Annotated in this window: 23 protein-coding genes; 11 read left to right on the top strand and 12 right to left on the bottom strand. The window is 68.3% G+C overall.

Annotation, left to right across the window (positions count from 1 at the left end; all coding sequences use genetic code 11):
* Positions 1 to 69: 69 nt before the first annotated feature.
* From C5E06_RS10550 to C5E06_RS10540, 3 genes are read right to left on the bottom strand one after another with little or no spacing between them, the layout of a single operon-like run.
* A complete protein-coding gene (locus tag C5E06_RS10550; RefSeq protein ID WP_104306846.1) occupies positions 70 to 1,047 on the bottom strand; it encodes a zinc-binding dehydrogenase in 978 nt (325 codons plus the stop codon).
* A gap of 2 nt (positions 1,048 to 1,049) precedes the next feature.
* Positions 1,050 to 1,472, bottom strand: coding sequence for an organic hydroperoxide resistance protein (locus C5E06_RS10545; protein ID WP_104241389.1), 423 nt, complete (start codon positions 1,470 to 1,472; stop codon positions 1,050 to 1,052).
* A gap of 2 nt (positions 1,473 to 1,474) precedes the next feature.
* Positions 1,475 to 1,933, bottom strand: coding sequence for a MarR family winged helix-turn-helix transcriptional regulator (locus tag C5E06_RS10540; RefSeq protein ID WP_181059309.1), 459 nt, complete (start codon positions 1,931 to 1,933; stop codon positions 1,475 to 1,477).
* A gap of 464 nt (positions 1,934 to 2,397) precedes the next feature.
* Between C5E06_RS10540 and C5E06_RS19000 the strand changes: the two genes are divergently transcribed.
* Positions 2,398 to 2,604 (top strand): hypothetical protein, encoded by a 207-nt coding sequence (locus C5E06_RS19000; protein ID WP_146081002.1) that lies wholly within the window; start codon positions 2,398 to 2,400, stop codon positions 2,602 to 2,604.
* A 90-nt stretch (positions 2,605 to 2,694) separates the two neighbouring features.
* Here C5E06_RS19000 and C5E06_RS10530 read toward each other — a convergent pair whose 3' ends face one another.
* Positions 2,695 to 3,375, bottom strand: coding sequence for a Pr6Pr family membrane protein (locus tag C5E06_RS10530; protein ID WP_104306844.1), 681 nt, complete (start codon positions 3,373 to 3,375; stop codon positions 2,695 to 2,697).
* A 64-nt stretch (positions 3,376 to 3,439) separates the two neighbouring features.
* Here C5E06_RS10530 and C5E06_RS10525 point away from each other — a divergent pair, with 64 nt between their 5' ends.
* Entirely contained in the window at positions 3,440 to 4,471 is a 1,032-nt protein-coding gene (locus tag C5E06_RS10525) for a sensor histidine kinase (RefSeq protein WP_104306843.1), read from the top strand.
* A gap of 35 nt (positions 4,472 to 4,506) precedes the next feature.
* On the opposite strand, the gene C5E06_RS10520 is transcribed toward C5E06_RS10525, so the two are convergent.
* The 4 genes from C5E06_RS10520 to C5E06_RS10505 all read right to left on the bottom strand — a co-directional run bounded on the left by C5E06_RS10520 (position 4,507) and on the right by C5E06_RS10505 (position 9,003).
* Positions 4,507 to 5,400 (bottom strand): SDR family oxidoreductase, encoded by an 894-nt coding sequence (locus C5E06_RS10520; RefSeq protein WP_104306842.1) that lies wholly within the window; start codon positions 5,398 to 5,400, stop codon positions 4,507 to 4,509.
* A gap of 52 nt (positions 5,401 to 5,452) precedes the next feature.
* Complete coding sequence (locus C5E06_RS10515) at positions 5,453 to 6,253, bottom strand: SDR family NAD(P)-dependent oxidoreductase (protein WP_104306841.1); 801 nt, start codon at positions 6,251 to 6,253, stop codon at positions 5,453 to 5,455.
* Between the two features lie 61 nt (positions 6,254 to 6,314).
* Positions 6,315 to 7,205, bottom strand: a complete 891-nt coding sequence (locus C5E06_RS10510; RefSeq protein ID WP_104306840.1) for an SMP-30/gluconolactonase/LRE family protein — start codon at positions 7,203 to 7,205, stop codon at positions 6,315 to 6,317.
* Positions 7,195 to 9,003, bottom strand: coding sequence for a glycoside hydrolase family 15 protein (locus tag C5E06_RS10505; protein WP_104307272.1), 1,809 nt, complete (start codon positions 9,001 to 9,003; stop codon positions 7,195 to 7,197). Before C5E06_RS10505 ends, C5E06_RS10510 begins: the two co-directional genes overlap by 11 nt.
* A gap of 210 nt (positions 9,004 to 9,213) precedes the next feature.
* On the opposite strand from C5E06_RS10505, the gene C5E06_RS10500 reads away from it, so the two are divergent.
* From C5E06_RS10500 to C5E06_RS10475, 6 genes are read left to right on the top strand one after another with little or no spacing between them, the layout of a single operon-like run.
* A complete protein-coding gene (locus C5E06_RS10500; protein WP_104306839.1) occupies positions 9,214 to 10,284 on the top strand; it encodes an acyl-CoA dehydrogenase family protein in 1,071 nt (356 codons plus the stop codon).
* Positions 10,281 to 11,768 (top strand): bifunctional PIG-L family deacetylase/class I SAM-dependent methyltransferase, encoded by a 1,488-nt coding sequence (locus C5E06_RS10495; RefSeq protein WP_104306838.1) that lies wholly within the window; start codon positions 10,281 to 10,283, stop codon positions 11,766 to 11,768. The genes C5E06_RS10500 and C5E06_RS10495 overlap by 4 nt, the downstream gene beginning before the upstream one ends.
* Before the next feature lie 14 nt (positions 11,769 to 11,782).
* Positions 11,783 to 12,595: a glycosyltransferase family 2 protein gene (locus C5E06_RS10490; RefSeq protein ID WP_219820200.1), complete on the top strand. Its 813-nt coding sequence runs from the start codon at positions 11,783 to 11,785 to the stop codon at positions 12,593 to 12,595.
* Positions 12,592 to 13,119, top strand: coding sequence for a hypothetical protein (locus C5E06_RS10485; RefSeq protein WP_104241378.1), 528 nt, complete (start codon positions 12,592 to 12,594; stop codon positions 13,117 to 13,119). The genes C5E06_RS10490 and C5E06_RS10485 overlap by 4 nt, the downstream gene beginning before the upstream one ends.
* On the top strand, positions 13,116 to 14,543 hold the full coding sequence (locus tag C5E06_RS10480; protein WP_104241377.1) for an NAD(P)/FAD-dependent oxidoreductase: 1,428 nt from the start codon (positions 13,116 to 13,118) through the stop codon (positions 14,541 to 14,543). Before C5E06_RS10485 ends, C5E06_RS10480 begins: the two co-directional genes overlap by 4 nt.
* 30 nt (positions 14,544 to 14,573) lie before the next feature.
* Positions 14,574 to 15,512 (top strand): aldose epimerase, encoded by a 939-nt coding sequence (locus C5E06_RS10475; protein ID WP_104306837.1) that lies wholly within the window; start codon positions 14,574 to 14,576, stop codon positions 15,510 to 15,512.
* Positions 15,513 to 15,514: 2 nt separating this feature from the next.
* On the opposite strand, the gene C5E06_RS10470 is transcribed toward C5E06_RS10475, so the two are convergent.
* Complete coding sequence (locus C5E06_RS10470; protein ID WP_181062947.1) at positions 15,515 to 16,501, bottom strand: LacI family DNA-binding transcriptional regulator; 987 nt, start codon at positions 16,499 to 16,501, stop codon at positions 15,515 to 15,517.
* Positions 16,502 to 16,675: 174 nt separating this feature from the next.
* Between C5E06_RS10470 and C5E06_RS10465 the strand changes: the two genes are divergently transcribed.
* The 3 genes from C5E06_RS10465 (at position 16,676) to C5E06_RS10455 (ending at position 19,643) form a co-directional block, all read left to right on the top strand.
* Positions 16,676 to 17,500: a Nif3-like dinuclear metal center hexameric protein gene (locus C5E06_RS10465; RefSeq protein ID WP_104306835.1), complete on the top strand. Its 825-nt coding sequence runs from the start codon at positions 16,676 to 16,678 to the stop codon at positions 17,498 to 17,500.
* 110 nt (positions 17,501 to 17,610) lie between these two features.
* On the top strand, positions 17,611 to 18,345 hold the full coding sequence (locus C5E06_RS10460) for a zinc ribbon domain-containing protein (RefSeq protein WP_104241373.1): 735 nt from the start codon (positions 17,611 to 17,613) through the stop codon (positions 18,343 to 18,345).
* Between the two features lie 149 nt (positions 18,346 to 18,494).
* Positions 18,495 to 19,643 carry an ABC transporter ATP-binding protein gene (locus C5E06_RS10455; protein ID WP_104241372.1) on the top strand — a complete coding sequence of 383 codons (1,149 nt, stop codon included), beginning with the start codon at positions 18,495 to 18,497 and terminating at the stop codon, positions 19,641 to 19,643.
* 205 nt (positions 19,644 to 19,848) lie between these two features.
* Here the strand turns inward: C5E06_RS10455 and C5E06_RS10450 are convergent, their stop codons facing one another.
* From C5E06_RS10450 to C5E06_RS10440, 3 genes are all read right to left on the bottom strand, one after another.
* On the bottom strand, positions 19,849 to 20,811 hold the full coding sequence (locus C5E06_RS10450; RefSeq protein ID WP_104241371.1) for a carbohydrate ABC transporter permease: 963 nt from the start codon (positions 20,809 to 20,811) through the stop codon (positions 19,849 to 19,851).
* Complete coding sequence (locus C5E06_RS10445) at positions 20,808 to 21,938, bottom strand: carbohydrate ABC transporter permease (RefSeq protein WP_104241370.1); 1,131 nt, start codon at positions 21,936 to 21,938, stop codon at positions 20,808 to 20,810. Before C5E06_RS10445 ends, C5E06_RS10450 begins: the two co-directional genes overlap by 4 nt.
* 111 nt (positions 21,939 to 22,049) lie before the next feature.
* Positions 22,050 to 23,366 (bottom strand): ABC transporter substrate-binding protein, encoded by a 1,317-nt coding sequence (locus C5E06_RS10440; protein WP_104241369.1) that lies wholly within the window; start codon positions 23,364 to 23,366, stop codon positions 22,050 to 22,052.
* Positions 23,367 to 23,377 lie beyond the last annotated feature (11 nt).

Genomic DNA, 23,377 nt, shown 5'->3' with positions numbered 1-23,377 from the left:
TGAAGCTGCGTCCGGACGACGAGAGCCCCGCCCCACACTTCGTGGGACGGGGCAGGGGCTCGGCGGGAGCTACGGGCGGAGCAGCACCTTGCCGACACGGCCGGAGGTGAGGCTCGCCTCGACCGCATCCGTGATCTGCTCGAATGGGAACACCTCGGCTACAGGAACCGTCAGCTGACCAGATCCGAGGTGCTGGAGCAGCTCCCCGAACAGGCGCTGCTTGAGGCCGGCGTCGATGGACTGGCTGACCTTGCTGCCCCAGAATCCGCGCACCGTGGCCTGCTTGAAGATGACGTCACCGGAGGACAGCTCGAGCGTGGGGGACGCCATGGCGCCGAAGACGACGAGCTCGCCGTTCTCGGCGAGGAGCGAGAGCACCTCGCCGGCGGACTTGCCGCCCACCGACTCGATGCCGACCTTGATGGGTGCGCCGCCCGTGATCTCGGCGACCCGGTCCCGCCAGCCCTCGGAGCTGGTCGCGACGATGCGCTCGATGCCCTGCTCGCGCAGCTCCTCGACGCCCTCATCGCGGCGCACGAGGCCGACGACGTTCACGCCTCGCGCGGCTCCGAGCTGCGCGATCATGCGGCCGACCGCGCCATTCGCGGCGTTCTGCACAAGCCAGTCGCCGCGCTCGAGGCCAAGCGACTCGAGCAGGCTGATGGCGCTGAAGGGCATCGCGACGAGCTGCGCGGCCGCTTCGTCCGGGACGGAATCCGGCACGGGGACGAGGCCTGCAGCCGGGGTGGTCACGTACTCGGCCCAAGCGCCGAACGACCCGCCAGTGGCGACCCGCTGACCGACAGCCAGCGAATCGACCTCGGCGCCGAGCGCGTCGACGATGCCGACGGCCTCGGTTCCGGCCCGCGCCGGCAGCTCCGGCTTGAAGCCGTAGGTTCCACGCACGGTCCAGAGGTCGTGGTTGTGGATGGGGGAGAGCAGGATGCGCAGGCGCACCTCGCCGGGGCCGGGCTGCGGAAGCTCGTGATCCTCGACGGTCAGGACGTCCTGGGGTTCTCCGAAAGTGGAGTGGGTGATGGTGCGCATGTTCAGTCCTCCGAGACTGTGATCGTGACGTCGATGTTGCCGCGGGTGGCGTTCGAGTAGGGGCAGACCTGGTGGGCGGCGTCGGCGAGTGCCTGTGCTTCGTCATGTCCCAGGTTCGGGATCACGACTTCCAGCAGCACGGCGAGCTGGAATCCGCCTTCGCCGTTCGGCCCGATGTGCACGCGGCCACCAACGCTTGAGTCTCGAACGTCGACCTTCTTGCCTCTGGCGACGGCGTGCAGCGCCGAGTGGAAGCAGGCCGCGTATCCCGCGGCGAAGAGCTGCTCGGGGTTCGCGCCGCCGCCTGGCCCGCCCATCTCCTTGGGGATGGCCATCGTGAGGTCGACGGTGCCGTCGCTCGTGACGACGCGACCGTCTCGTCCCTGGCCGGTCGAGAGCGCTTCCGCGGTGTAGAGCACGTCCACAGCTAGTCCTTCTTTCCTTGTGATTCCGCCTGTGCGGCGGTGGTTTGCATGGTCTCAGTCAGGTGCTGCAGCGTGCGCAGGAGCGCCGCCGCCGATTCCTGGCTGTCGAGGCCGGTCCCCGCGGCGATGCGGGCCGGGATGTGCGAGAGCTGTCCGCGCAATGCGGTGCCGCGCTCGGCGAGTGCGACCACGACGACTCGTTCGTCACCTCGACGTCGTTCGCGGGTGATGAGTCCTGCATCCGCCATGCGCTTCAGGAGCGGTGAGAGGGTGCCGGAGTCGAGCTGCAGGAGCTCCCCGAGGGAGCTCACCGATTGCTCGCCGTCGTTCCAGAGGATCACGAGCACGAGGTACTGCGGATACGTGATGCCAACTGGCTCGAGCAGCTTGCGGTAGGCCTGCGTCGTGGCGCGGCTTGCGGCGTAGAGGGAGAAGCAGATCATCTCGTCGGTTACCGGCATGGATAAAGCATTGCACACAAGTGAGTTGTGCACAACTCAATCTGGGAAGGGAGCAACGCTTGCCCATGTGGCGGCTCAGGTCAGGTCTGGACTGGCAGAGCCGTGCACGCCGGGCCTCAGCACGACGACGACAGGGCCACCTGCGCGACCGGGGAACCGTGACCTGAACGTAGCCGTCCGGGCCGATCAGAGGGGATAGATTGATGGCTCCCCAACACGGAGGAGCGCCTGTGGCCCGCCCGTCGTCGAACAAGCGTCGCAGCCCCGGAGCGAGCGGCGCGAAGCGCGTCCGAACGACCACGCGGGCAGGTCGCGGGAATGCCCGCCCGCCGCGCGTCGGCTCGACGACAGCGAAGCGGAGCCAGCCGCCCCGCCGGCAGAACTCCTCCGCGCGGACTGCGACGCGTGCGAAGCGTTCGCCGAGCGCGCGCCGCGCGACTCCCTGGTGGACGCAGCCGACGACCGTGACCTCATCGCTCCGCTATCCCCGCCTCGCGGCGGCCGGCTTCCTGCTGGTTGTCACCGCCGTCACGCTCGCCGCCACGTTCGGAATCCTGTGGCTGTTCGTCCCCGACGTCGCTCTGCGCACCCTCGAGCAGTGCATCCAGTTCGGGACGCGCCTCGTGGGTCTCGGCCAGACCATGGTCGACGCCGTGGCTCGGCTGCTCTGACCGACCGCGGTCTTCCGCTCGCCCACCGTGCTCGTGCGACCGTACGGGGCCTCGACGAACGGGTGACGTCAGCGAGGGGATGCCCGCAGTTCAGAGCCGAGGGCGGATCGTGGAGGCGACTCGCTGCTGAACTGTCGCTCCGAGCAGGCCGCGGAATCGCGAGGCCCACCAGACGAGCGACGCGGCCGCGATGAGGGCGACGAGGAGGCCCACGACGTGGAGCGCCAGGAGAGCAATGCCGCGCTCCGGCAGCAGGAAGCCGTATGGAACCCACCCGTCAGTCGCGCCTCGCAGCAGCACGACGAGCATCCACAGGAGCGGGTAGGGGAGCACGAGCCAGAGCCCACGCCACGGGAGTGGGCGGCGATCTCCGACGAGCAGCCAGTCGAGGACCACGTAGGCGGGGAAGACCACGTGCAGGATGGCGCTCACCCAGGGAGGAGCGGAGCCAGTTCCGGGGACGAGGGTGTTGTAGATCACCCCGACGATGATCATGCAGCTCGTGGCGATCGCACGCAGCAGGGAGAGCCAATTTGGTGCCGTGCGCCCGCGGACAGCGAGGACGCCAGCGGCGATGAGGAGCAGACTCGTGAACAGGCTCGTCTGATTTGTGAAGTAGCCGAAGAGGTCGAACGGGTTGTCGTCGCCGACCTCGATTCTGCCCGCGTAGGTGAACCCGAGCAGCCCGATGATGCCGAGCCCGACGGCGATCCGCAGCGCAGCGACAGGGGCAGGCGCCCTCGCGGTCGTCGTCTTCGGAGTGCTCGTCACCTGCGTCAGCCTAGGGCCGCGCGGCTGACACGTGACTGCGACCGGCCCATCTACGATCGGGACCGTGACCGACGACTCCCTCCTTCGCGACCAAGCAGCCCCCGACTCGCCCGAAGCCGGGTTGGCCGATGCCATCGATGAGGTCCTCGAGGCCGCGACGACGCTGCTCCTCGAGCGTGGCGACGCCGCCGTCGAGGATGGGCAGCTTGATCCGGTGTTCCGAGCCCACGTCGTCGGCATCCTCACAGAGGCGTGGACCAGGTTGGCCGGTCTCCGCGACTACGGGCACCTGCAAGCGCCCGCCGCAATGGATCTGGGCCTCATGCAGGCGACCGCCGATGTCCTCCTGTCGCAGGGATTGCACCCAGCGCAGCCCCTCGTCTCGGCGAACCTCCTGTTCGAGACCGCGCTCCCCGTCTTCGCGGGTCGCCTTCCTGTGCCGACCGTGACCGTCGCGCTCGTCCTGCACGCGAGCGTCTTCGGCAGGTTCGTCCCTGGTGCGCTCGCCTACGCCGAGACGCTGCGCACCCAGCTCTCCGGCGTCCAGCGAGTGGCCGAGCTCAGGCTGGCTCGCCAGCTTCGCGAGACCGTGCTGCCCTCGCTTGCCGGCGATGACGCTGCCCTCGTGGAGGCGATGGCCTGGGATCTGGAGCGTCCCGCCGCCGCAGGCTTCCCGGATGCCCTCATGGACTACGCCGCGCACGAGCTGGCGGGCGCGGCTCCCGTCGAGGTCACGGAGATCGGGACGAGGGGAGCGGTATCGGCACCAGCCGCCGAAGAGCTCCACGCGATCGCCGTCGAGGCGATCCGGAACGCCCGGCGGCATGCAGGGGCGAGCCGCATCGACGTGGTTGTGCTCTGGCGGCCCTCCACGCTGGTGCTCACGGTCACCGATGACGGCACCGGCGCCGCAGCGCCCCTCGAGCAGCTCGCGGCGACCACGTTCGGGGTTGCATCCATGCGTCAGCGCGCAGCGCTGGTGCACGCCCGCATCCGCTTCGAGACGGACGAGACCGGAACGACCGTGACCATCACCTGCCCGACGACGGCTGGTCCGGAGGCGACCCCGGAAACGGGCGCGGACGCCCGAGCCTGAGGCCCGGGCGTCCGCTTCCGTGGGACAGGGGAGCCCTACGGTGTCGGCATGCCGCCGTTCACGTTCAGTGTCTCGCCGAGCACATAGCTCGACTCGGGCGACGCGAGGAAGACGTACGCGGGTGCAAGCTCAGCCGGCTGACCCATGCGGCCGAGCGGCGTGTCCTCGCCGAACTCCTCGACCTTCTCCGGCGGCTGCCCGTCTGTGACCTGCAGGGGCGTCCAGATCGGTCCGGGGGCGACGGCGTTCACGCGGATGCCCTTGGGCGCGAGCTGCTGGGCGAGCGCCTTCGTGAAGGCGTTGATGGTCGCCTTCGTCGACGCGTAGTCGACGAGGATGGCCGCGGGCGAGTAGGCCTGGATGGACGTCGTGTTGATGATCGTCGAACCCGGCGGGAGGTGGGGGATCGCGGCCTTGGAGATCTCGAACATCGCGTAGACGTTGACCTTGAACGTCTCGTCGAACTGCTCGCTCGTGAGCGTCGTGAGGTCTTCGTTGAAGATCTGCTTGCCCGCGTTGTTGACGAGGATGTCGAGTCCGCCGAGCTTCGCGACCGCCGCATCCGCGAGGCCCTTCACGTACTTGTCGTCGGTCAGGTCGCCGGGGAGCTGCACCACGTTGACGCCCGCGTCCTGGGCGATGGCGGTGATCCGGTCGGCGTCCTCCTGCTCCTCGGGCAGGTAGGCGAGCGCTACGTCGGCGCCTTCGCGGGCGAACGCGATGACCGTGGCGGCGCCGATGCCGGAGTCACCGCCGGTCACGAGTGCGCGACGCCCCTTGAGGCGCCCGGATCCCTCGTAGGTGCTCTCACCAAGGTCCGCCGTGTCGCGGAGCTTCGAGTCGAGGCCCGGCTCGGTCTGGTCGTCGGAGTTCGGCGAGATCTCGCTGTAGAGCTTGGTGGGGTCGGTGAAGGTGTACTGATTTGCCATGTTCGTCTCCTGTACGTGGTGTCTGTCGTGGTGTGCGGGCGCCGAGCGGCGGCTAGATCGTCGCGACCGAGCCCGAGTCAACCCGGTAGTTCGAGCCGTTCACGAACGAGGCCCGGTCTGAGCAGAGGAAGGTGATGACGGAGGCGACCTCGCTCGGCTCGCCGCGGCGGCCCAGCTCCATGTACGGTCGCTCCTCGTCGAGGAACGACTCGATCGCCTCGTCGACGTCCGTGCCGAGCTCCTTGGCGCGCTTCTCCATCATCGCGTCGGTCATCGGCGTCGAGATGAAGGCCGGGGAGACCGCGTTCACGAGCAGTCCCTCCGACGCGTAGCTGCGCGAGAGTCCTTTGGAGAGCGCGAGGATGCCGGCCTTCGCCGCGCAGTAGGGAAGCTCGTCGTCGTAGGGCTGCACCGCATCCTCAGAGGCGAGGAACACGATCCTGCCCCAACCGCCCTTGCGGAGCGAGGGGAGGAACTGCCGGACGAGCCGGACGGGACCGAGCAGGTCGATCTCGACGGTCTTCGTCCATCCCTCGTCGTCGATCTCGTGGAATAGCCCCTGCGCCCCGGTGATCCCCGCGGACTGCACGAGGATGTCGATGTCGCCCACGTGCTCCTGCACGAAGCCGTGCAGTTCGGCGAGCTCATCGAGTCGGGTGATGTCGGCCGCGTGCGCGAACAGCCTGCCGTCCGGCGCCTCGAGCTTGGCGGCCGCCTCCGCGAGTGCGTCCGGGTCCTTGTCGCTCAGGACGACGATCGCGCCCTCGTCGAGCAGCTGCCTGGCGGTCTCCCAGCCGATGCCGGAGTCCCCTCCGGTGATGAGTGCCTTCTTGCCGGTAATGCCGAGATCCATGTGCGTGTCTCCAGTCTTGGTTCGAGAAGTGACGTGCGTGGGGAAGAAAAGAATGAGGGGGTCACTGCGGGCCCGCGGATGCCCCGAAGACGTTGGCGGGGCGACCGTGACCGACGCCCTCGATGGCGAAGATCGAGCCGCTGAGGGGTGCGTCGACCAGGTCGCTCTCGGTGAGGTTCTCTCGCGCCGTTCCGACGAACAGCGTCGAGAGCCCGTCGCCGCCGAAGGCGACCGACGTGACGTTCGGCGCCGGAAGGGTGAGGTCACCCAACGGCGACGCGCTGGCGTCCCAGTGCGCCACGCGTCCAGCCCCGTAGATGCCGTTCCAGAACGAGCCGTCGACGTCCTTGGCCAGCCCGTCCGAGTTGCGCCCGTGGATGAACGGCTCCAGCTCGCCGAGGTCGTCGGGGCCAGGGCCGTAGCTCGCCCGGTAGACGGTCTGCGTCGACGTGTCGGTCACGAAGATCGTGTCGCCGGAGTCGCTCCATTCGAGGCCGTTCGTCGTGTGGAACCCACCGAGGAGCAGGCGGACGGTGCCGTCGGCGTCGAAGGTGTACAGGGCTCCATCCGCCGCGGGCGACGTGGTGTTCATCGACCCGACGACGAAGCGGCCGAACGGGTCGACCTTGCCCTCGTTGAAGCGGATGCCACCGTGGGAGTGGACGACGGAGGCGATGGTCTTCTGCAGCTCACCGTCCGGCCCGAGCACGACGATGCGGTCCTGGAGCGACGCCACGAAGCCACCCCCGGCGGCTGGCTGCACGGCGCTGACCGGGGCGGGGAGAGCGGAGACTCGGTCGTCGCTGCCGTCGCGAGCCCCGTCGAGCCTCGCCCGATGGAAGGTGCCCATCGTGATGTCGACCCAGGCGAGTTCGGAGGTGCGAGCATCCCACCAGATGCTCTCGACGAGCACCGAGCGCAGCTCGCGGAAGACGGTCGGTTCACTGGTCATCTGTGGCTTCTTCCGGTGCGAGCTGTCTGATCAGGAGGGCGGCGTTGATGAGCGCGAGGTGGCTGAGTCCCTGCGGGAGGTTGCCCCAGAAGGCACCGTCGCCTGTGGCGATCATCTCGGCGAGCAGCCCGACGTCGTTGGTCTGCTCGACGAGCTCGTCCATTGCCGCGATCGCCTCCGAGGAACGGCCGACGCAGGCGAGCGCCGAGACCCGCCAGAAGGCGCAGGCGACGAAGGTGTGCTCTTCGCTGGCGACTCCCGAGTACCGGTAGAGGAGAGCGCCGTGGCCGAGTTCCCTGCTCAGTGCGTCGATGGTGGACGACATGCGCTCACCGCGATCGAAGCCGCTCGGCGCGTGGAGCAGCACGGAGGCGTCGAGGCGATCCGAGCCGGGATGCATGACGTAGCTGGCGAGCTCCTCGGACCAGCAGTGCTCCAGCGTCCACGCTCGGATGCGCTCCCGTTCCGCTCGCCAGCGGTCGACGTCTCCTTCGATGTGCGCGCCCTCCGCGAGCGCGATCGCGTCGTTGAGCGCTTGCCAGCACCCCATCTTGGAGGAGGTGTAGTGCTGTTCTTCGCCGAGTTCCCACATTCCTGCGTCTCGCTTGCGCCAGTCGTCGCAGGCCTTGTCGGCCACCTTGGCGAGGAGTCGTGCGGTTTCGACGTCGAGGAGGTTGCCGTCTTCGACGTAGGTGCGGCTGATGGCGATGAGGTCGCCGTAGATGCCGAGCTGCAGCTGCCCTTGCGCGGGGTTTCCCGTCACGACGGGGCCGTTGCCGCGCCACCCGGGGACGTCGTACTTCTCGACGCCCGCGCACGTCTCGCCGTTGAGCGAGTACATGACGTAGATGTCCGGGCCCTGCTCGCGGATGGTGCGCAGCAGCCAGGAGATGGCCGCGTGCGTCTCCTCTCGGAGTCCGAACCAGACGAGGGCGTGCGCGGTGTAGGCGAGGTCGCGGATCCAGGCGAACCGGTAGTCCCAGTTCTTGCCGCCTGCCGGGTTCTCGGGCAGCGACGACGTCCCCGCCGCGGCGATAGCACCCGTGGGACTGTAGATGAGGAGCTTCAGCGCCAGCGCGCTGCGCTGCACCTGCTTGGACCATGGGCCTTCATAGGAGAACTCCTCGGACCAGCTCAGCCAGCTCTCGATGGTTCGGTCGATGCCCTTGTCGACGTTCTCCGGCTCGGGAACGCGGAGGGGCTCACCCTCGGTGGCGGTCAGGACGAGTAGGTGCCGCGAGTCGAGGGCGGTCGTGAACCTGCCGCGGAGCTCGACCTCCTCCGCGCCGCCGCGCGGGTCGGCGCTCTCGGGGCCGTGCTCGCTGCCGACGACGGCGAGGGAGAGCTCGCCGCAGCGGATGATGGTGTGCTGACCGACGCGGTCGAGCCACGGGGATCTGGTGCCGAGCATCGTGCCGGGTACGACGCGCCAGGTGAACTCGACGCTGCCTTCGATGCCGTCGATTCGTCGGGCGAGCTCGGCCCAGGGCAGGCGCCCGGCGACGCCCGTGACCATGGCGTCGGTGACGCGTGCCACACCGCTCTCGCTCGTGTAGGTGGTCTCGAGCACGTTGGTCTGCTCGATGTAGCGCCTCGTGGACGTGAAGTTGCCCGCGGGGGTCAGCTCGACGTACCCGCCGGTCTTGTCGTCGAGGAGGCGCGCGAAGACGGGGAGCGAGTCGAGGTTGGGCAGCGGCAGCCAGTCGACGCGTCCGTCGGGTGTGACGAGGGCGATGGTGCGCCCGTCGCCGATGGCGGCGTAGTCGCGAAGGGGGAATCCGGGGGGAGTCTGCGTCATGAGGGTCACGACGCTACGGGAAGGCTCGGTCCGCTCCGTGGGAGTTTCCTCCGCGTGCCTGAGCGCCTGCCGCTACTCGTGAGCGCGCGTGGTTAACGGGTCGCTCGCCTGGTGTCAACCCTCCTGTGACCTCACGGTCGGCGTGCGTAGCGTGCTGTGGACCGGGGAGTGCAGCATCCCGCCGTTGGGTATGGCTGGAGGGAGAACAGGGTGCTCGAGTTCATGGGCAGGATCGGGGTCGACGCCGACTTCTGGGACGGCAGCGCCCGGCTCCTCGAAGCCGCCGAGGAGTGCGCAGGGGACGCCCCGCAGATGCTCGGCGCCCTGCGCGAGCTCCCTCCTGTCCCAGTGCCTGGACGCGGCCGCACTCGCTCGCTGCTGCATCTGCTGTCGAGCATCGCCGCGATCGATCTCACCGCCGCCCGTGTCGTCGAGCCGCACTTCGACGCCGCCGCGATCCTCGCGCAGACGGGGGCGGAAGTCGGACGCGGTGAAGCCTGGGGTGTCTTCGCTTCTGCGTCGCCGGTGGCTGTCCGCTGGCTTCCGGGGGCAGACTCGCACAGCGTGGCCGAGGGTGCAGACGCTGAGCTGACCGGCACCAAGCGATGGTGCTCGCTCGCAGCGAAACTCGATCGCGCCCTCGTCACCGCGTCGGATTCGATGGGGGAGTGGATGTTCGTGGTCGACCTCCGGCAGGCGGCGGTGGTGCCGCGCGGCGGCGGGGCACCCTTGACCGGCCTCCGTGGAGTGCCGAGCGGGCCGGTCGATCTCCACTCGGCGACTGCGAGAGCCGTGGGGGATGCCGCCGACTGGTACACCTCGCGTCCGGGGTTCGCTTGGGGTGGGATCGCCGTTGCCGCCGTGTGGTTCGGGGGAGCGGTGGCCCTCGGGCGTGCGCTCGAACGCGCTGTGGGCGGCAGGGAACCGGACCAGCTCGGTCTCGCCTGGCTCGGTGAGGCAGATCGTCTGCTGCACGGCGTCCAGGTCCAGCTCGACGACGCCGCCGACCGCATCGACGCGGGAAGCGCCGACTGGGCTCTTGCCCAACGGGTGCGCGGGAACACCGCCTCCGCCTGCTGGCGCCTGCTGGCACTCTGCGGAGAAGCCATGGGGCCTGGCCCCCTCGCCTTCGACGCCACGCACGCACGACGTGTCGCCGACCTCACCATGTACCTCAGCCAGCATCACGGAGCCCGCGACGACGCAGCGCACGGGCAGCAGCTCGCGGCCGCGCTGCACCGCTCCTCCGAAGCCCCATCGATCTCGGGGGACGACTCGTGATCGGCGCCGCATCGGTGGAGTTCACACATCTGGACACGGGGACACCAGAGGCAGCCTGGCTGGAAGCCGGTATCGAGCACCTTCCGACCCTCGCGCTGAAAGATGCCCTCGGCCCGGAGACGCTGCTCATCGTCGGAGCCGCGCACCCCGACGACGAGTGCCTCGGCCCCGCCGGCCTCATCCGCAGGGCACTCGCGGCCGGAGCCGCCGTGCGCGTCCTGCTGTGCACCTGGGGCGAGGCCTCGCACCCAGCTTCGCCGAGCGTCGAGCCCCCGGCGCTCGCCGAGCTGCGACGAGCAGAGTTCCACGAGGCACTCAGACGGCTTCGCACGAGTCCGTCAGCGGGGTCCGAGGCCACCGGCGGCCAGTCGGGCTCCATCGAGTCGGTCGAGCTCGGCCTCGGCGACGGCCAGCTCTCGCAGTCCACCGACCTCATCGCAGACGCCGCAGCGAAGATGGTCCGGGATTCGCCGGCACAGCGTGTCGTCATCGCCGCGCCCTACCGGAGAGACGGACACACGGACCACGACACCGTCGGTGCCGCGCTCGCGCGGGCCGCCGCCGAGTCCGGCGCGCTGCTCCTCGAGTTCCCGATCTGGTTCTGGCACTGGGCACACCCCGCGCGCGACAGCGAGTGGCGTCACTGGATGCGGCTCCCGCTCTCACCGCGTGAGACCGACGCCAAGGCGGCCGCCCTCGACGCGCATGCCTCGCAGCTGCACGCGCTCTCCGACGAGATCGGCGATGAGACGGTGCTCGGGGCCAGCCAGGTCGAGCACTTCTCGAGGAGCTTCGAGGTCTTCCGGGTGACGGCGAGCGCGACGCGCGACGCCGGCTCGGCGAGTCACACGTTCGATGGCGTCCATGCAGACGCGGACGACCCTTGGGACCTTCGGTCCAGCTGGTACGAGCGGCGCAAGCTCGCCCTCATGGTCGGGATGCTGCCCGGCGAGACGTACCGGCGCGCCCTCGAGATCGGCTGCTCCATCGGCGAGAGCACCGCAGCGCTCGCTGAACGGTGCGATCACCTGCTCGCCGTCGACGCGAGTGCCACCGCCCTCGGCCTCGCCGCGGCGAGACTCGCCGATCTCACGGGCGTCGATCTGGCCAAGGCAACCCTGCCGCACGACTGGGACAGACTCGGTCTCGGACCCGGTCAGCTCGATCTCGTCATCGTCTCCGAGACCGGCTACTACCTGGCGGAGGACGAGCTCTGCGAGCTCCTCGCCAACTCCCGCCGAGCCCTCTCGCCGACCGGCGTGCTCGTCCTCTGCCACTGGCGTGGTCCGATCGACGGCTGGCCGCTCGACGGCGACCGAGTGCACGCCCTCGCAGCGCAACTCGGCATGCGCAGCCTCGCCTCCTACGTGCAGGACGAGACCCTCATCGACATCTACGAGAACGGGATGCCGCCGAGTGGCGGTTCCTGCTTCGCCTCGGCCGCAGCCTCTGGTGCGGGGCAGTCTGCGAGCGCGGCCGGATGACGGTGACGAGTCCGGTGAGCGGTCCGGCGACCGGTGCGGGGAGCTCGAGCACCCCCATCCGCGATCTGCGGATCGTGGTGCCCGCCCGCGACGAAGCGGAGACGCTGGCCGAGTGCCTCGCCGCGTTGACGGTGGCGATGGACTCGATCCGCTGCGCGAGCGCAGGTGTTCGGGTGCAGCTTGTCCTCGTCCTCGACAGCTGCCGCGACGCGAGCGCGCGGATAGCGGCCCGAGCCTCCGAGCGGGACGAGCGCATCCGCGTGATCGAGGGCCTGCACGGCTCTGTCGGCGAAGCCAGACGTGCGGGGGTGAGGGCCGCTCTCAGCCTCAGCTCCGGGGGCGACCCGACAGCCGTCGACCCGACCTCGACGTGGATCGCCTCCACCGATGCCGACTCCGCCGTGCCGCGGGGCTGGCTGCTCACACACCTCGAGTTCGCCGACGCAGGCATCGACCTCTTGCTGGGGACGGTGAACGTCGAACCCCAGGCAGATGCTCCGCACATCGAGGCCAGGTGGCGTCGGGACTACTCGAGCGTCGAAGGGCACCCGCACATCCACGGTGCCAACCTCGGCGTCCGGGCCTCGGCCTACCTCGCCGCCGGTGGGTTCCCTCCGATCCGGGAACACGAGGACACCGGCCTCGCCGCCGCGGTCAGCGCGTGCGGCTTCACCGTGCATTCGACGGCTAGCTCACCCGTCCTGACATCGGGACGGCAACGCGGACGCACGCCGGGCGGCTTCGCTGGCTACCTGGAAGACCTGTGCGCCCCGAATCTCGAGCCACGAGACAATCGGGATACGGCAAGCGAGAGGAGCAGGGCATGACAACGGCACGAGGATTCGACCACGACGTCTACGCGGGGTATCTCAACGCGCACCTCCTGGCCTCGGAGGCGGGGCTGCGCGCATTCAAGTCAGCCAAGGCGACGTGGGCCGGATCGCCGCACGAGCAGACGATGCGGTTGCTCATCGCCCACATCGCGGCCGACCGCCGCGACCTGGCGTCGCTCATCGATCAGCTCGGCTACCGCGAGTCGTTCCTGAAGCTCTGGCTCACGAACGCGGCGCGCGTGGCCGGCACATTCAACCCGGTGAACATCCTGCGCCTCAGGCAGCGCCCGAGCACGCAGCTCGAACTCGACACCCTCACCGGCATGGTGCGCGCCAAGCTCTCCATGTGGGAGGCGCTCATCGCAGTGCAGCCCCGGGACCCGCGACTCGTGCTCTCCGGCTTGCAGGAACTCGAAGCCCGTGCGCACACCCAGATCGAGCTCATCCAGAGCATCAGCCGCGACTCCGTCGAGGAACGATTCCTCGAGCAGGACCCACGGGCGGGCGCAGGGCGGTGAGCCGCCGAGCGGTTGTCGTCGGGGCGGGTCCGAACGGACTCACAGCTGCAGCGCTCCTTGCGAGGCGCGGCGTCGAGGTCACCGTGTACGAGCGGGACCCCCAGATCGGAGGAGCGGCGAGGTCCGCCGAGCTGTTCGGGCCCGGTTTCGTGAGCGACCTCGGGGCTGCGGCGCATCCCTTCGGCGTCGCGAGCCCGGCGTTTCGCGAGCTTGAGCTCGAGCAGAACGGGCTCGAATGGGTGCAGCCCGAGATCCCGATGGCGCACCCGCTGCCAGGCGGCCGCGCGGCGATGCTGCACAGGGACATCGAACGCACGGTCCAGGAGCTCGGTGTCGACGGCCCCAACTGGCGACGCCTGCACGAGCACTTCTCGCACCATCCCTTCGAGACGGTGGAGAACGCGATGGGTCCGCTCCTGCGAATTCCCCCGCATCCCGTCGACATGGTGCGACTCGGGGTCTTGGGGGCCCTGCCGGCGGCGACGCTCGCGAACCTCGTCTTCCGAAGCGGCGCGGCCAAGGCACTCCTCGCCGGCTCCTCGGCGCACGCGACGCTGCCGCTCACCCGACCGCTGACATCGGCGTTCGGCATCGCCTTCGGCGCCCTCGGCCACAGCACCGGGTGGCCCGTGGCGAAGGGCGGCTCGGCGAGCATCACGGATGCGCTCGCCAGGGTGCTGCTCGCCAACGGCGGCCGCATCGAGACCAACGCAGAGGTCACCGACCTCCGCGACCTCCCGCGGGCTGACGCCGTCCTCCTCGACCTCACGCCGAAGCAGATCCTCCGCATCGCCCCGGAGCAGCTGGAGTCGCGCTACGCCGCTCACCTCGCACGATGGAAGTACGGGGCTGGCGTGCACAAGATCGACTACCTGCTCGACGGGCCCGTGCCGTGGGAGGACGCGCGGGTCGCGTCCGCCGGCACCGTGCACGTCGGCGGGGAGTTCCGGCAGATCATCGAGGCCGAACGCGACATCAACTGCGGGCGCATGCCGGAGAAGCCGTTTGTCATGGTCACGCAGCAATCCGCTGCGGACGCGAGCAGGACACACGATGGCAGGCAGGTCCTCTGGTCGTACGCGCACGTCCCGAACGGCACAGCGCTCGACGTGCGCCCAGCTCTCGAAGCACAGATCGAACGCTTCGCGCCCGGCTTCGCAGACGTGGTCCTCGAACGTCGAGAGTGGTCGCCGAGCGCGCTCGAAGCGTGGAACCCGAACCTGGTCGGCGGTGACATCGGCGGCGGCTCGATGGCGGGCACGCAGCAGCTGTTCCGGCCGGCGCCCTCGCTGCATCCCTACCGCGCCGGACGACGGGGACTCTACGTGTGCTCGTCGTCGACGCCGCCCGGGGGCGGGGTCCACGGCATGCCGGGTCTGCACGCTGCACGCGCCGTGATGCGCGATTGGGCACGCCGCGACTGAGCCGTCGGCGCGTCCCGCTACGGTGGACGCATGCATCCACCAGTCACCGGTCCCCAGCACGAGGTTGTGAGCGGACGAGTCCGCGTCAAGGTCGGCCGGGTCGCTGCGGTGCTCCGTTCCCTCGAGGTCGGCGGCGTGCAGCTCGTCGAGGACTTCGGCGACGATGTGCTCCCACCCTTCGGCGCTGGCCTGACGCTGTTCCCCTGGCCGAACAGGGTCAGGGATGGCCGATGGGCGCACGACGGGAGGACGCAGCAGCTCGACATCACGGAGCCAAGCAAGGGCAACGCCTCGCACGGTCTCCTGCGCAACACGGAGTACGCGGTCGTCGGAGAGACAGGCTCGGGCCTCGAACTCTCCGCGACGGTGTTCCCGCAGCACGGCTGGCCCTTCACGCTCCGCCACACGGTGCGGTACGAGGCCGTCGACGACGGTCTCGTCGTCACGCACACGGTCGCCAATCTCGGCACGCAGAAGGCGCTCTTCGCGGTCGGTGCTCACCCGTATTTCCGCATCGGAGAGGAGCCGATCGCCGATCTCGTCGTCAGCGCCGACCTCGTCGAGCGCGTGCTGCTCGATGATCGACTGCTCCCGGTCGGAACCGAGCCCGTCGTGTCGGGAGGAACGTTCGACCTTCGTGCGGGTCGCAGGGTGGGCGATCTCGACCTCAACTACGCCTTCCGCGTCCGCCCTTCCGGTGACCGCACGCTGCTGACCGTCGAGTCCGCGGCCGGGGCCCGCCTCGAGCTCTGGGGCGACGCCGACTTCCGGCACCTCCAGCTCTACACGCCCGCCGACTTCCCCCGCCCCGAAGAGCACCACGGAGGCACTGGTCTTGCGTTCGCCGCAGAGCCGATGACATCACCACCGGACGCCCTCAATTCGGGCGTCGACCTCATCGAGCTCGACGTCGCGCGGGTCTGGAGCAGTTCGTGGGGAGTTCGCTTCTCACCGGCAGACGAGAGCTGAGCTCAGACGCCCTTGCCCGAAGAACGGCGGACGACGAGCCGCGGTTCGACGAGCAGTTCCTGCGGCAGCGATTCGCTGCCCGCCTCGGCCTCGATGAGCCACCTCGCCGCCTCTCGTCCGATGACCCCGTTGTGCGGGTCGACGGAGGTGAGCGAGACACCGGCGATGGATGCGAGGAACGAGTTGTCGTAGCCTGTGAGCGCCACGTCGTCCGTCGTCAGGCCGCGCTCCTCGAGCGCACGTTGTACGCCGAGGGCGGCAAGGTCGTTTGGTGCGATGATCGCGGTCGGCTGGGTCGCACGGGACAGCAGGCTCGTCGCCGCGACGTAGCCTCCGAGCTCGGTGAAGTCGCTCTCCTGGACCTGCACGTGTCCGGCGAGTCCGTGCGCCCTCATCGCTTCCTCGTAGGCTTCCGCCCGGCTGCGGCCGGCGGCGGCAAGCCCTCCGAGATGCGCGATGTCGCGGTGGCCGAGGGAGGTCAGGTGCTCGACCAGGAGCGCGAGGCCCTTGCGGTCGTCGGTTCGCACGCAGCCCGCGTTCGGCAGCCCTTCGGCAAGGCCGGATGCCACGACGACGGGACGATCCTCCGCGAGAGCACCGAGCGAGGCGGCATCAGGAAGGGAGCCGGCGATGAGGACGCTCCTCGGCCGCAGATCGCTGAGCGTCGCGATCGTGCCCTCGTCGAGCTGGCGCACGGTCCCCGACTCTGGCAGCACGGCGGTTGTCATCAGCCCGCGCCGACCGGCCCGGTCGAACTCCAGGCTCGCCGCGTCGATGATCTCCGCGAACACGGGGTTGATCGGGTCTGCCACGAGAATCCCGATGAAGTCGCTCATGTTGGTCGCCAGCGACCTCGCGAGCAGATTCGGTCGGAACCCCAGCTCTTCGGCGGCTGCGAGCACACGGCTCTTCCGCGCCTCGCTGACCTTCCCCGGATCGCTGTACACGAGCGAGACGAGCGACTTGGACACGCCGGCAACCGCCGCCACGTCGCGAATCGTAGGACGCTTTGCGGGATTTGGGACAGCACGACGCTGTTGCTCTGACAAGAGGTCTCCTGGGGGAAACTCTGGGAGAAGGGCTCCGGGGGAGGGAGCTTCGGAGTGCTAACACTACGCGGAAAGTGCGGCACCGGACGGCAGCACCGCCGGTAGAATCGCCCCATGGTGACCCGACTGCGCGACGTGCTCATTTTCGGAGAGCGGAACTGGCCCTCGTCAGGAGCGGAGTCCTGGGACTCGGTCGGTCTCGTCTCCGGCGCGCTCGACGCTGAGGTGGGCCGCATCCTCCTCGCAGTCGATGCCGCTCAGCTGACCGTGAGTGAAGCCGTCGACACATCCGCCGACCTCCTGCTCGTGCATCATCCGCTGCTTCTGCGCGGCGTCACGACCGTGGCGGAGTCGAGCGCGAAGGGCTCGCTCCTCGCGCAGCTCATCCGCGCGGACTGCGCGCTTCTCGCAGCGCACACGAACGCCGACGTCGTGGAGACCGGCACCTCGGGGGCACTCGCCGCTGCGCTCCGGCTCGAGCAGGTCACGCCGATCGTGCCGTCCGCAGACAACCCCGACCGCGGCCTCGGGCGCGTCGGCGTTCTTCCGCAGCCCATGACGCTCGGGGCGCTCGCGCGGGCTCTCGCAGGCATATTGCCGGCAACCGCGACGGGGATCCGAGCAGCGGGCTCCTTCGACCGCCTCGTCGAGACCGTCGCGCTGTGCGGCGGAGCCGGCGACTCGCTGCTCGAGGACCCGAAGGTCATCGGGGCCGACGTCTACATCACGAGCGATCTTCGCCATCACCCGGCCTCGGAGTCGCTCGAGCAGACACTCGCACGCGGTCGGGGGCCCGCACTCATCGACACCTCGCACTGGGCGAGCGAGTGGCTGTGGCTCGACCATGCTGCTCGCGAGCTGCGCGCGGAGTTCCCGCTACTCGACGTCGAGGTATCCGAGCTCCGCACCGACCCGTGGGAGTTCGCCATCCCCCAGTAGTGCCAGTAGTGCGCGGCGGGCCACGTGCGCGCCCTGCGCGGGCGACACACGACTTCACGACAGAATGAGGGAACTATGAACGACAACCAAGACATGAACCGGGGCCAGGCATGAAGGCCAGCGAAGCAGACCAGCGCCGTCTGCTCGACCTGGCCGAGGTCGACACCAAGCGCCGCCGTGTGCAGCACGTCGCGAAGAACCTGCCAGAGCAGCACCACCTGAACGCCCTCGACGAGGAGCGGACGAAGCACCGCGCTGAGGTCGTGCAGCTGCTCGGGCAGCTCGAGGACTCGCGCAGCGAACTCAAGAAGATCGAGTCGGATGTGGAGACCGTCGAGGCGCGTCTGAAGCGCGACAACGACCGGCTGCAGGGTGCGTCGAGCCGGAAGGACATCGAGGCGCTGCAGCGCGAGATCGAGGTGCTCCAGCGGCGCCGCACGATCCTCGAGGACGGCGAGCTCGTGGTCATGCAGCGCGTGGAGGAGCAGACCGCGGCGCACGAGGGCGCGCTCGAATCGCAGCGAAGCGTCGAAGACCGCGCGCGGGAGCTCACGGTGCTGCGCGACGCCGCTCGCGACAACCTCAAGGGCGAGTACCGTGTCCTCTCCGAGCAGCGGGCGAGCGTCCTCGCGAGCCTGCCGGCTGACCTCGTCGCGCTGTACGAGAAGCAGCGTGAGCGCTACGGCGTCGGCGCGGCCGAGCTCATCGGCAACATCACGACCGGAACCAACGTGGCTCTCGACCGGCCCGAGCTCGAGAAGATCCGCCGCGCCGCGCCGGATGACGTCGTGATTTGCCCGGACTCTGGCGCCGTCCTGGTCCGCACGGAGAAGTCCGCGCTCTGATCTGAGAAAGTCGAGCGCACGCCGCTGAGTTCTGACATACTCAGTGGCGGAGCGCCGACGGCGTCGCTTGAAGTGAAACGCATCGTTGCTCCTCACCTATTACTACGGATCGTCCGGCACGTACCTGCCGGTAATGAGGGAGTACTCCTATGGCAACTGTGACCTTTGAAAGCGCATCGCGCGTCTACACCGAGGGCGCTCGTCCCGCGGTCGACAGCCTGGATCTCGAGATCGACGACGGAGAGTTCCTCGTCCTCGTCGGACCATCCGGCTGCGGCAAGTCGACATCGCTGCGCATGCTGGCAGGGCTCGAAGAGGTGAACCACGGCCGCATCCTGATCGGCGACCGCGACGTCACGCACCTCCCGCCCAAGGACCGCGATATCGCCATGGTGTTCCAGAGCTACGCGCTCTACCCGCACATGACGGTCGGCGAGAACATGGGCTTCGCGCTCAAGATCGCTGGCATCAACAAGGAAGAGCGCGCCAAGCGTGTCCTCGAGGCCGCCAAGATCCTCGACCTCGAGCCGTACCTCGACCGCAAGCCGAAGGCGCTCTCCGGTGGTCAGCGTCAGCGTGTCGCCATGGGTCGCGCCATCGTGCGCAGCCCCCAGGTCTTCCTCATGGATGAGCCGCTCTCCAACCTCGACGCGAAGCTCCGTGTGCAGACGCGTACGCAGATCGCGAGCCTCACCCGCCGCCTCGGCGTCACCACGGTCTACGTCACGCACGACCAGACCGAGGCCCTCACAATGGGTGACCGCATCGCGGTCCTCAAGGACGGGGTTCTCCAGCAGGTCGGAACGCCGCGCGAGCTCTACGCGAAGCCGAAGAACGTCTTCGTCGCCGGCTTCATCGGCAGCCCGTCGATGAACATCTTCGGTGCCGACCTCACCTCAGAGGGCGTGCGCTTCGGAACCGACGTCATCCCGCTCGAGCGCGCCACGCTGGCAAAGCTCAAGTCCGGTACCGCCACGGTCGGAGTCCGCCCCGACGACATCATCATCTCGCGCGAGGAGAAGCCGGGCCTCAAGGTCGAGGTCGACCTCGTCGAGGAGCTGGGCGCTGAGGGCTACCTCTACGGCCACTCGATCATCGACGGAACGCGCACGGACATCGTCGCTCGCGTCGACGGCCGCAGCCACCCTGAGGTGGGCGAGACGATCTACGTCACCACGGACAACGACCACATCCACATCTTCGACCCGGAGACGGAGCAGCGCATCAGCGGTGCCCTCACGGAGGCCATCCGCCTGCAGGAGGCGAACGACGCTCTCGCGAGCGGAGCCGCCAACTAGCACGCTTCTCCAGAGCGGCGAACGCCCTCCCCAGATCACAGATCTGGGGAGGGCGTTCTGCTGTGCGACCGAGGAGGTGCGTCGGTATGGGGGAGGGGAGCGAGGGAGCGGGCACCACGAACTGCTGCGTCAGCGCACGACTGAGGGGGAGCCAGCTGGCTCCCCCTCAGTCGTGCGATGCGAGCGCCCGAGGGCGCCGACGGGACTAGCCCTTCGTGGATCCTGCCAGCAGGCCGCGGACGAAGTAGCGCTGCAGCGAGAAGAACACGATGAGGGGCACGAGGATGGAGAGGAACGCACCAGCCGTGAGCAGCGGCCATTCCTGACCACGCGAACCCGTGATCTCGGCAAGCAGCTTCGTCATGGGGGCCACCGCACCGTCCGCGAAGACGAGCGCGACCAGCAGATCGTTCCAGACCCACAGGAACTGGAAGATGCCGAACGAGGCCACGGCGGGCAGCGTCAGCGGCACGATGATGCGGAAGAAGATCTGGCCGTGGCTCGCACCGTCGACGCGAGCTGCCTCGATGACCTCACGCGGGATCTCCGAGATGAAGTTGTGCAGCAGGAAGATGGCGAGCGGCATGGCGAAGATCGAGTGAGCGATCCACACCTGTGCGAAGCCAGCATCTGCTCCGAACGCGGCGATCACGGGGACACCGAAGATCTCACCGCGGGCGAAGAGCTGCAGCAGCGGCACGAGTGCCATCTGGATCGGCACGACCTGGAGGGCGAAGACGAGGATGAACAGCCAGTTCTTGCCCTTGAAGTCCATCCACGCGAACGCGTACGCGGCGAGCAACGCGATCGCGAGCGGGATGACCGTCGCGGGGAGCGCGATGACGATGGAGTTCAGGAACGCCTGCGCCATCGTGAGCTGCGTATTGCCGGAGGCGAGCACTTCGACGTAGTTGTCGAAGGTCAGGCCCCAGTTCTGGAAGATCGTCCACCAGCCGGTGCTGACGACCTCCGCCTTGGGTCGGAACGAGGAGACGAAGAGCCCGAAGGTCGGGATGGTCCACACCACGGCGATCGTGATCGCCGCGATGGTGGCCCAGCGGCTGGTGAGGTTCTTCTTCACCTTGCCGCTTGTGCTCTTCTCGCCTCGTGCGAGCTGTTCCGCCGTCTTCGTGTCGACGGGCAGTTCGACTGGAACGATGGCGCTCATCGGATCTCCCTCTGCTTCTTCATCTGGTTCGCGTTGTAGATGATGATCGGCAGCACGAGGATGAACAGCACGACCGCGAAGGCGGCCGACCGTCCGGTCTCGAAGGTCTTGAACTGCGTGTACATCTCGTTCGCGATGACGCTCGTGTCGTTCGCGCCTGCGGTCATCGTGCGAACGATGTCGAAGACCTTGAGCGAGGCGATGGAGATCGTCGTGACGACGACGACGAGCGAGGAGCGGATACCGGGAACCGTGACATTGATGAACCGCTGCCACGGGTTTGCGCCGTCGAGGGACGCGGCTTCGATCTGGTCCATCGGAACGCCCTTGATGGCGGCCGAGAGCACGACCATGGCGAAACCGGTCTGCACCCAGATGAGCACGATGATGAGGAAGAACGTGTTCAGTGGCGACTCGGCGAGGAAGTCGTATGGCTGCCCGCCGAACCAGACGATGATCTGGTTGAGGAGGCCGATCTGGTCCTGATCGGCTGGTCGTGCCGTGTACATGAACCGGAAGATGATGGACGCGCCCACGAACGAGATCGCCATGGGCATGAAGACGAGCGCCTTCAGGAACTTCTCACCACGCGACTTGTCGATGAACACGGCGTAGGCGAGGCCCGCGACCGTCGACAGGATCGGCGTCACGACGACCCAGATGATCGTGTTGAGGACGGTCCGGATTCCGCTTGGCTGCGTGAAGATCCAGATGAAGTTCTCGAGGCCGACGAAGTCGCCGGACTTGTTCGTGAACGCCTGGCCGGTGGTCTGGATGCTCGGGACGATGAGTCCGATGATCACCAGGATCAGCGCAGGTGCGAGGAAGCCGATGAGGCCGATCAGGTAGCCGGCGCCTTCACGCGACCGCTGGTCGAACCAGAAGAGCAGCGCACCGAGCAGGATGGCGACGATCGCCGCCCAGGTGTAGGTGCCGAGGATGAACACGAGTGCGACTGGGACTGCGATGCAGACGACGAGCCGCAGGATCGTGTATTTCTTGCCGGGTCGAGGGGCGAGCTCGACGAAGTAGACGATGAGCGCAACCACCGCGAGGAACGCGATGATGACGATCGGGACTTGCAGGAGTGGCGGCAGTTGGGCCAGCCACGTGAAGAAACTTGCCATTGTGACCTTCCAGGGTGGCAGACAAGCACGTGCGCGGGGGACGTCGTCGTCCGTGCGGTGGAATGCGTGTGGAGCACCCGGCGCGAGGCCGAGTGCTCCACAACACGGTGCTTAGCTGGAGGGCCAGCCTGATTCGATCTGGGTGGTCACGGTGTTGACGTCCGTGCCGTTGATCCAGTCGATGATGCCCTTCCAGAACGTTCCTGCTCCCACTGCCGAGGGCATGAGGTCAGATCCGTCGAAGCGGAAGGTTGTCGCCGGGTCCTGGAGGATCGCGATGGACTCCTGCAGGATGGGGCTGGACGCGCTTGCCGGGTCGAGACCGGTGTTCGCGCTGATCACGCCTCCGAGGGAGACGCGGCTGTTCGCCCACTCAGGGCTGGAGAGGTACTCCTGGACCTTGACCGTGTCCTCGTCCGCGTTGAACGATCCCACGATCTCGCCGCCGCCCGTGACGGCGAGTTCCTTGCCCTCGACGGGCGGGGTCATGAAGGCCCAGACGTCGCCGTCTTCACCGACCGTGCCGCCCGCTTCGGTGATGAAGCCGTCGTAGAAGGAAGCCTGGTGGTGCAGCGCGCACGTGCCGTCGACGAGCTTCGCGGCTGGGTCGCCGAAGGCGGTCGAGTTGATGGAGCGCACGTCGCCGAAGCCTGCGTTGACGTAGTCGGGGTTCGTGAGGATCTTGCCTGCTTCATCGAACGCGGCCTGGATGCGCGGGTCGGTGAAGGGAATCTCGTTCGCGACCCACTGGTCGTAGACCTCTGGTCCCTGCTGGCGGATGACCAGGTCTTCGATCCAGTCGGTGCCCGGCCAGCCGGTTGCGGCGTCTGAGCCGAAGCCGGCGCACCAGGGCGCGGTTCCGGTCTTGGCCTGGATCTCGCCGGTGAGCGTGATGAGCTCTTCCCAGGTCTTCGGCACTTCGTATCCGTTGTCCTTGAAGAACTTCGGCGAGTACCAGACGAAGCCCTTGAGGTTCGCCATGAGTGGCGCCCCGTAGACCGTGCCGTCGTACGAGGAGTACGTCTTCCAGTCTTCCGACCAGTACTGCTCGAGGTTGCTGACGACGCCTTCCGGTGCCTCCGTGAGCAGGCCGCCACTGGCGAGGTCGCCCATGAGGCCGGGCTGCGGGAAGATTGCGATGTCCGGCGGGGTACCGCCCTGGGCTCGAACGGAGATCTGCGTCTCGAACTCCTTGGAGCCTTCGTAGACGATCTCGATGCCGTTCTCTTCCGCCCAGCCGGCCCACGATTCCTCGAGGAGCTCGGCTTCGGCGTCGACGATCGTGCCGTAGATCGTGACCTTGTTGTCGCTTGGGCCGCCCGAGCTGTCCTGCACGCCCGGGCCACCGGAACAGGCGGTCAGGGCGAGACCGGCGACTGCGAGTGCGGCAACCGATGTTGCGGCACGTCGCTTCGTGGATGTTGTCATTGAACTCCTCC

Source organism: Pseudoclavibacter sp. RFBI5, from assembly GCF_002931395.1.
GTDB lineage: Bacteria > Actinomycetota > Actinomycetes > Actinomycetales > Microbacteriaceae > Pseudoclavibacter.
The sequence above is the reverse complement of the archived record's forward strand: the minus strand, read 5'-3'. Positions and strand labels throughout refer to the sequence as shown.

Excerpts from the sequence above, each read along its gene's own strand:
- C5E06_RS10550 (WP_104306846.1), bottom strand. The coding sequence starts at position 1,047 with ATGCGCACCATCACCCACTCCACTTTCGGAGAACCCCAGGACGTCCTG.
- C5E06_RS10540 (WP_181059309.1), bottom strand. The coding sequence starts at position 1,933 with ATGCCGGTAACCGACGAGATGATCTGCTTCTCCCTCTACGCCGCAAGC.
- C5E06_RS10520 (WP_104306842.1), bottom strand. The coding sequence starts at position 5,400 with ATGGCAAATCAGTACACCTTCACCGACCCCACCAAGCTCTACAGCGAG.
- C5E06_RS10515 (WP_104306841.1), bottom strand. The coding sequence starts at position 6,253 with ATGGATCTCGGCATTACCGGCAAGAAGGCACTCATCACCGGAGGGGAC.
- C5E06_RS10510 (WP_104306840.1), bottom strand. The coding sequence starts at position 7,205 with ATGACCAGTGAACCGACCGTCTTCCGCGAGCTGCGCTCGGTGCTCGTC.
- C5E06_RS10505 (WP_104307272.1), bottom strand. The coding sequence starts at position 9,003 with ATGACGCAGACTCCCCCCGGATTCCCCCTTCGCGACTACGCCGCCATC.
- C5E06_RS10485 (WP_104241378.1), top strand. The coding sequence starts at position 12,592 with ATGACAACGGCACGAGGATTCGACCACGACGTCTACGCGGGGTATCTC.
- C5E06_RS10475 (WP_104306837.1), top strand. The coding sequence starts at position 14,574 with ATGCATCCACCAGTCACCGGTCCCCAGCACGAGGTTGTGAGCGGACGA.
- C5E06_RS10465 (WP_104306835.1), top strand. The coding sequence starts at position 16,676 with ATGGTGACCCGACTGCGCGACGTGCTCATTTTCGGAGAGCGGAACTGG.
- C5E06_RS10460 (WP_104241373.1), top strand. The coding sequence starts at position 17,611 with ATGAAGGCCAGCGAAGCAGACCAGCGCCGTCTGCTCGACCTGGCCGAG.
- C5E06_RS10455 (WP_104241372.1), top strand. The coding sequence starts at position 18,495 with ATGGCAACTGTGACCTTTGAAAGCGCATCGCGCGTCTACACCGAGGGC.
- C5E06_RS10450 (WP_104241371.1), bottom strand. The coding sequence starts at position 20,811 with ATGAGCGCCATCGTTCCAGTCGAACTGCCCGTCGACACGAAGACGGCG.
- C5E06_RS10445 (WP_104241370.1), bottom strand. The coding sequence starts at position 21,938 with ATGGCAAGTTTCTTCACGTGGCTGGCCCAACTGCCGCCACTCCTGCAA.
- C5E06_RS10440 (WP_104241369.1), bottom strand. The coding sequence starts at position 23,366 with ATGACAACATCCACGAAGCGACGTGCCGCAACATCGGTTGCCGCACTC.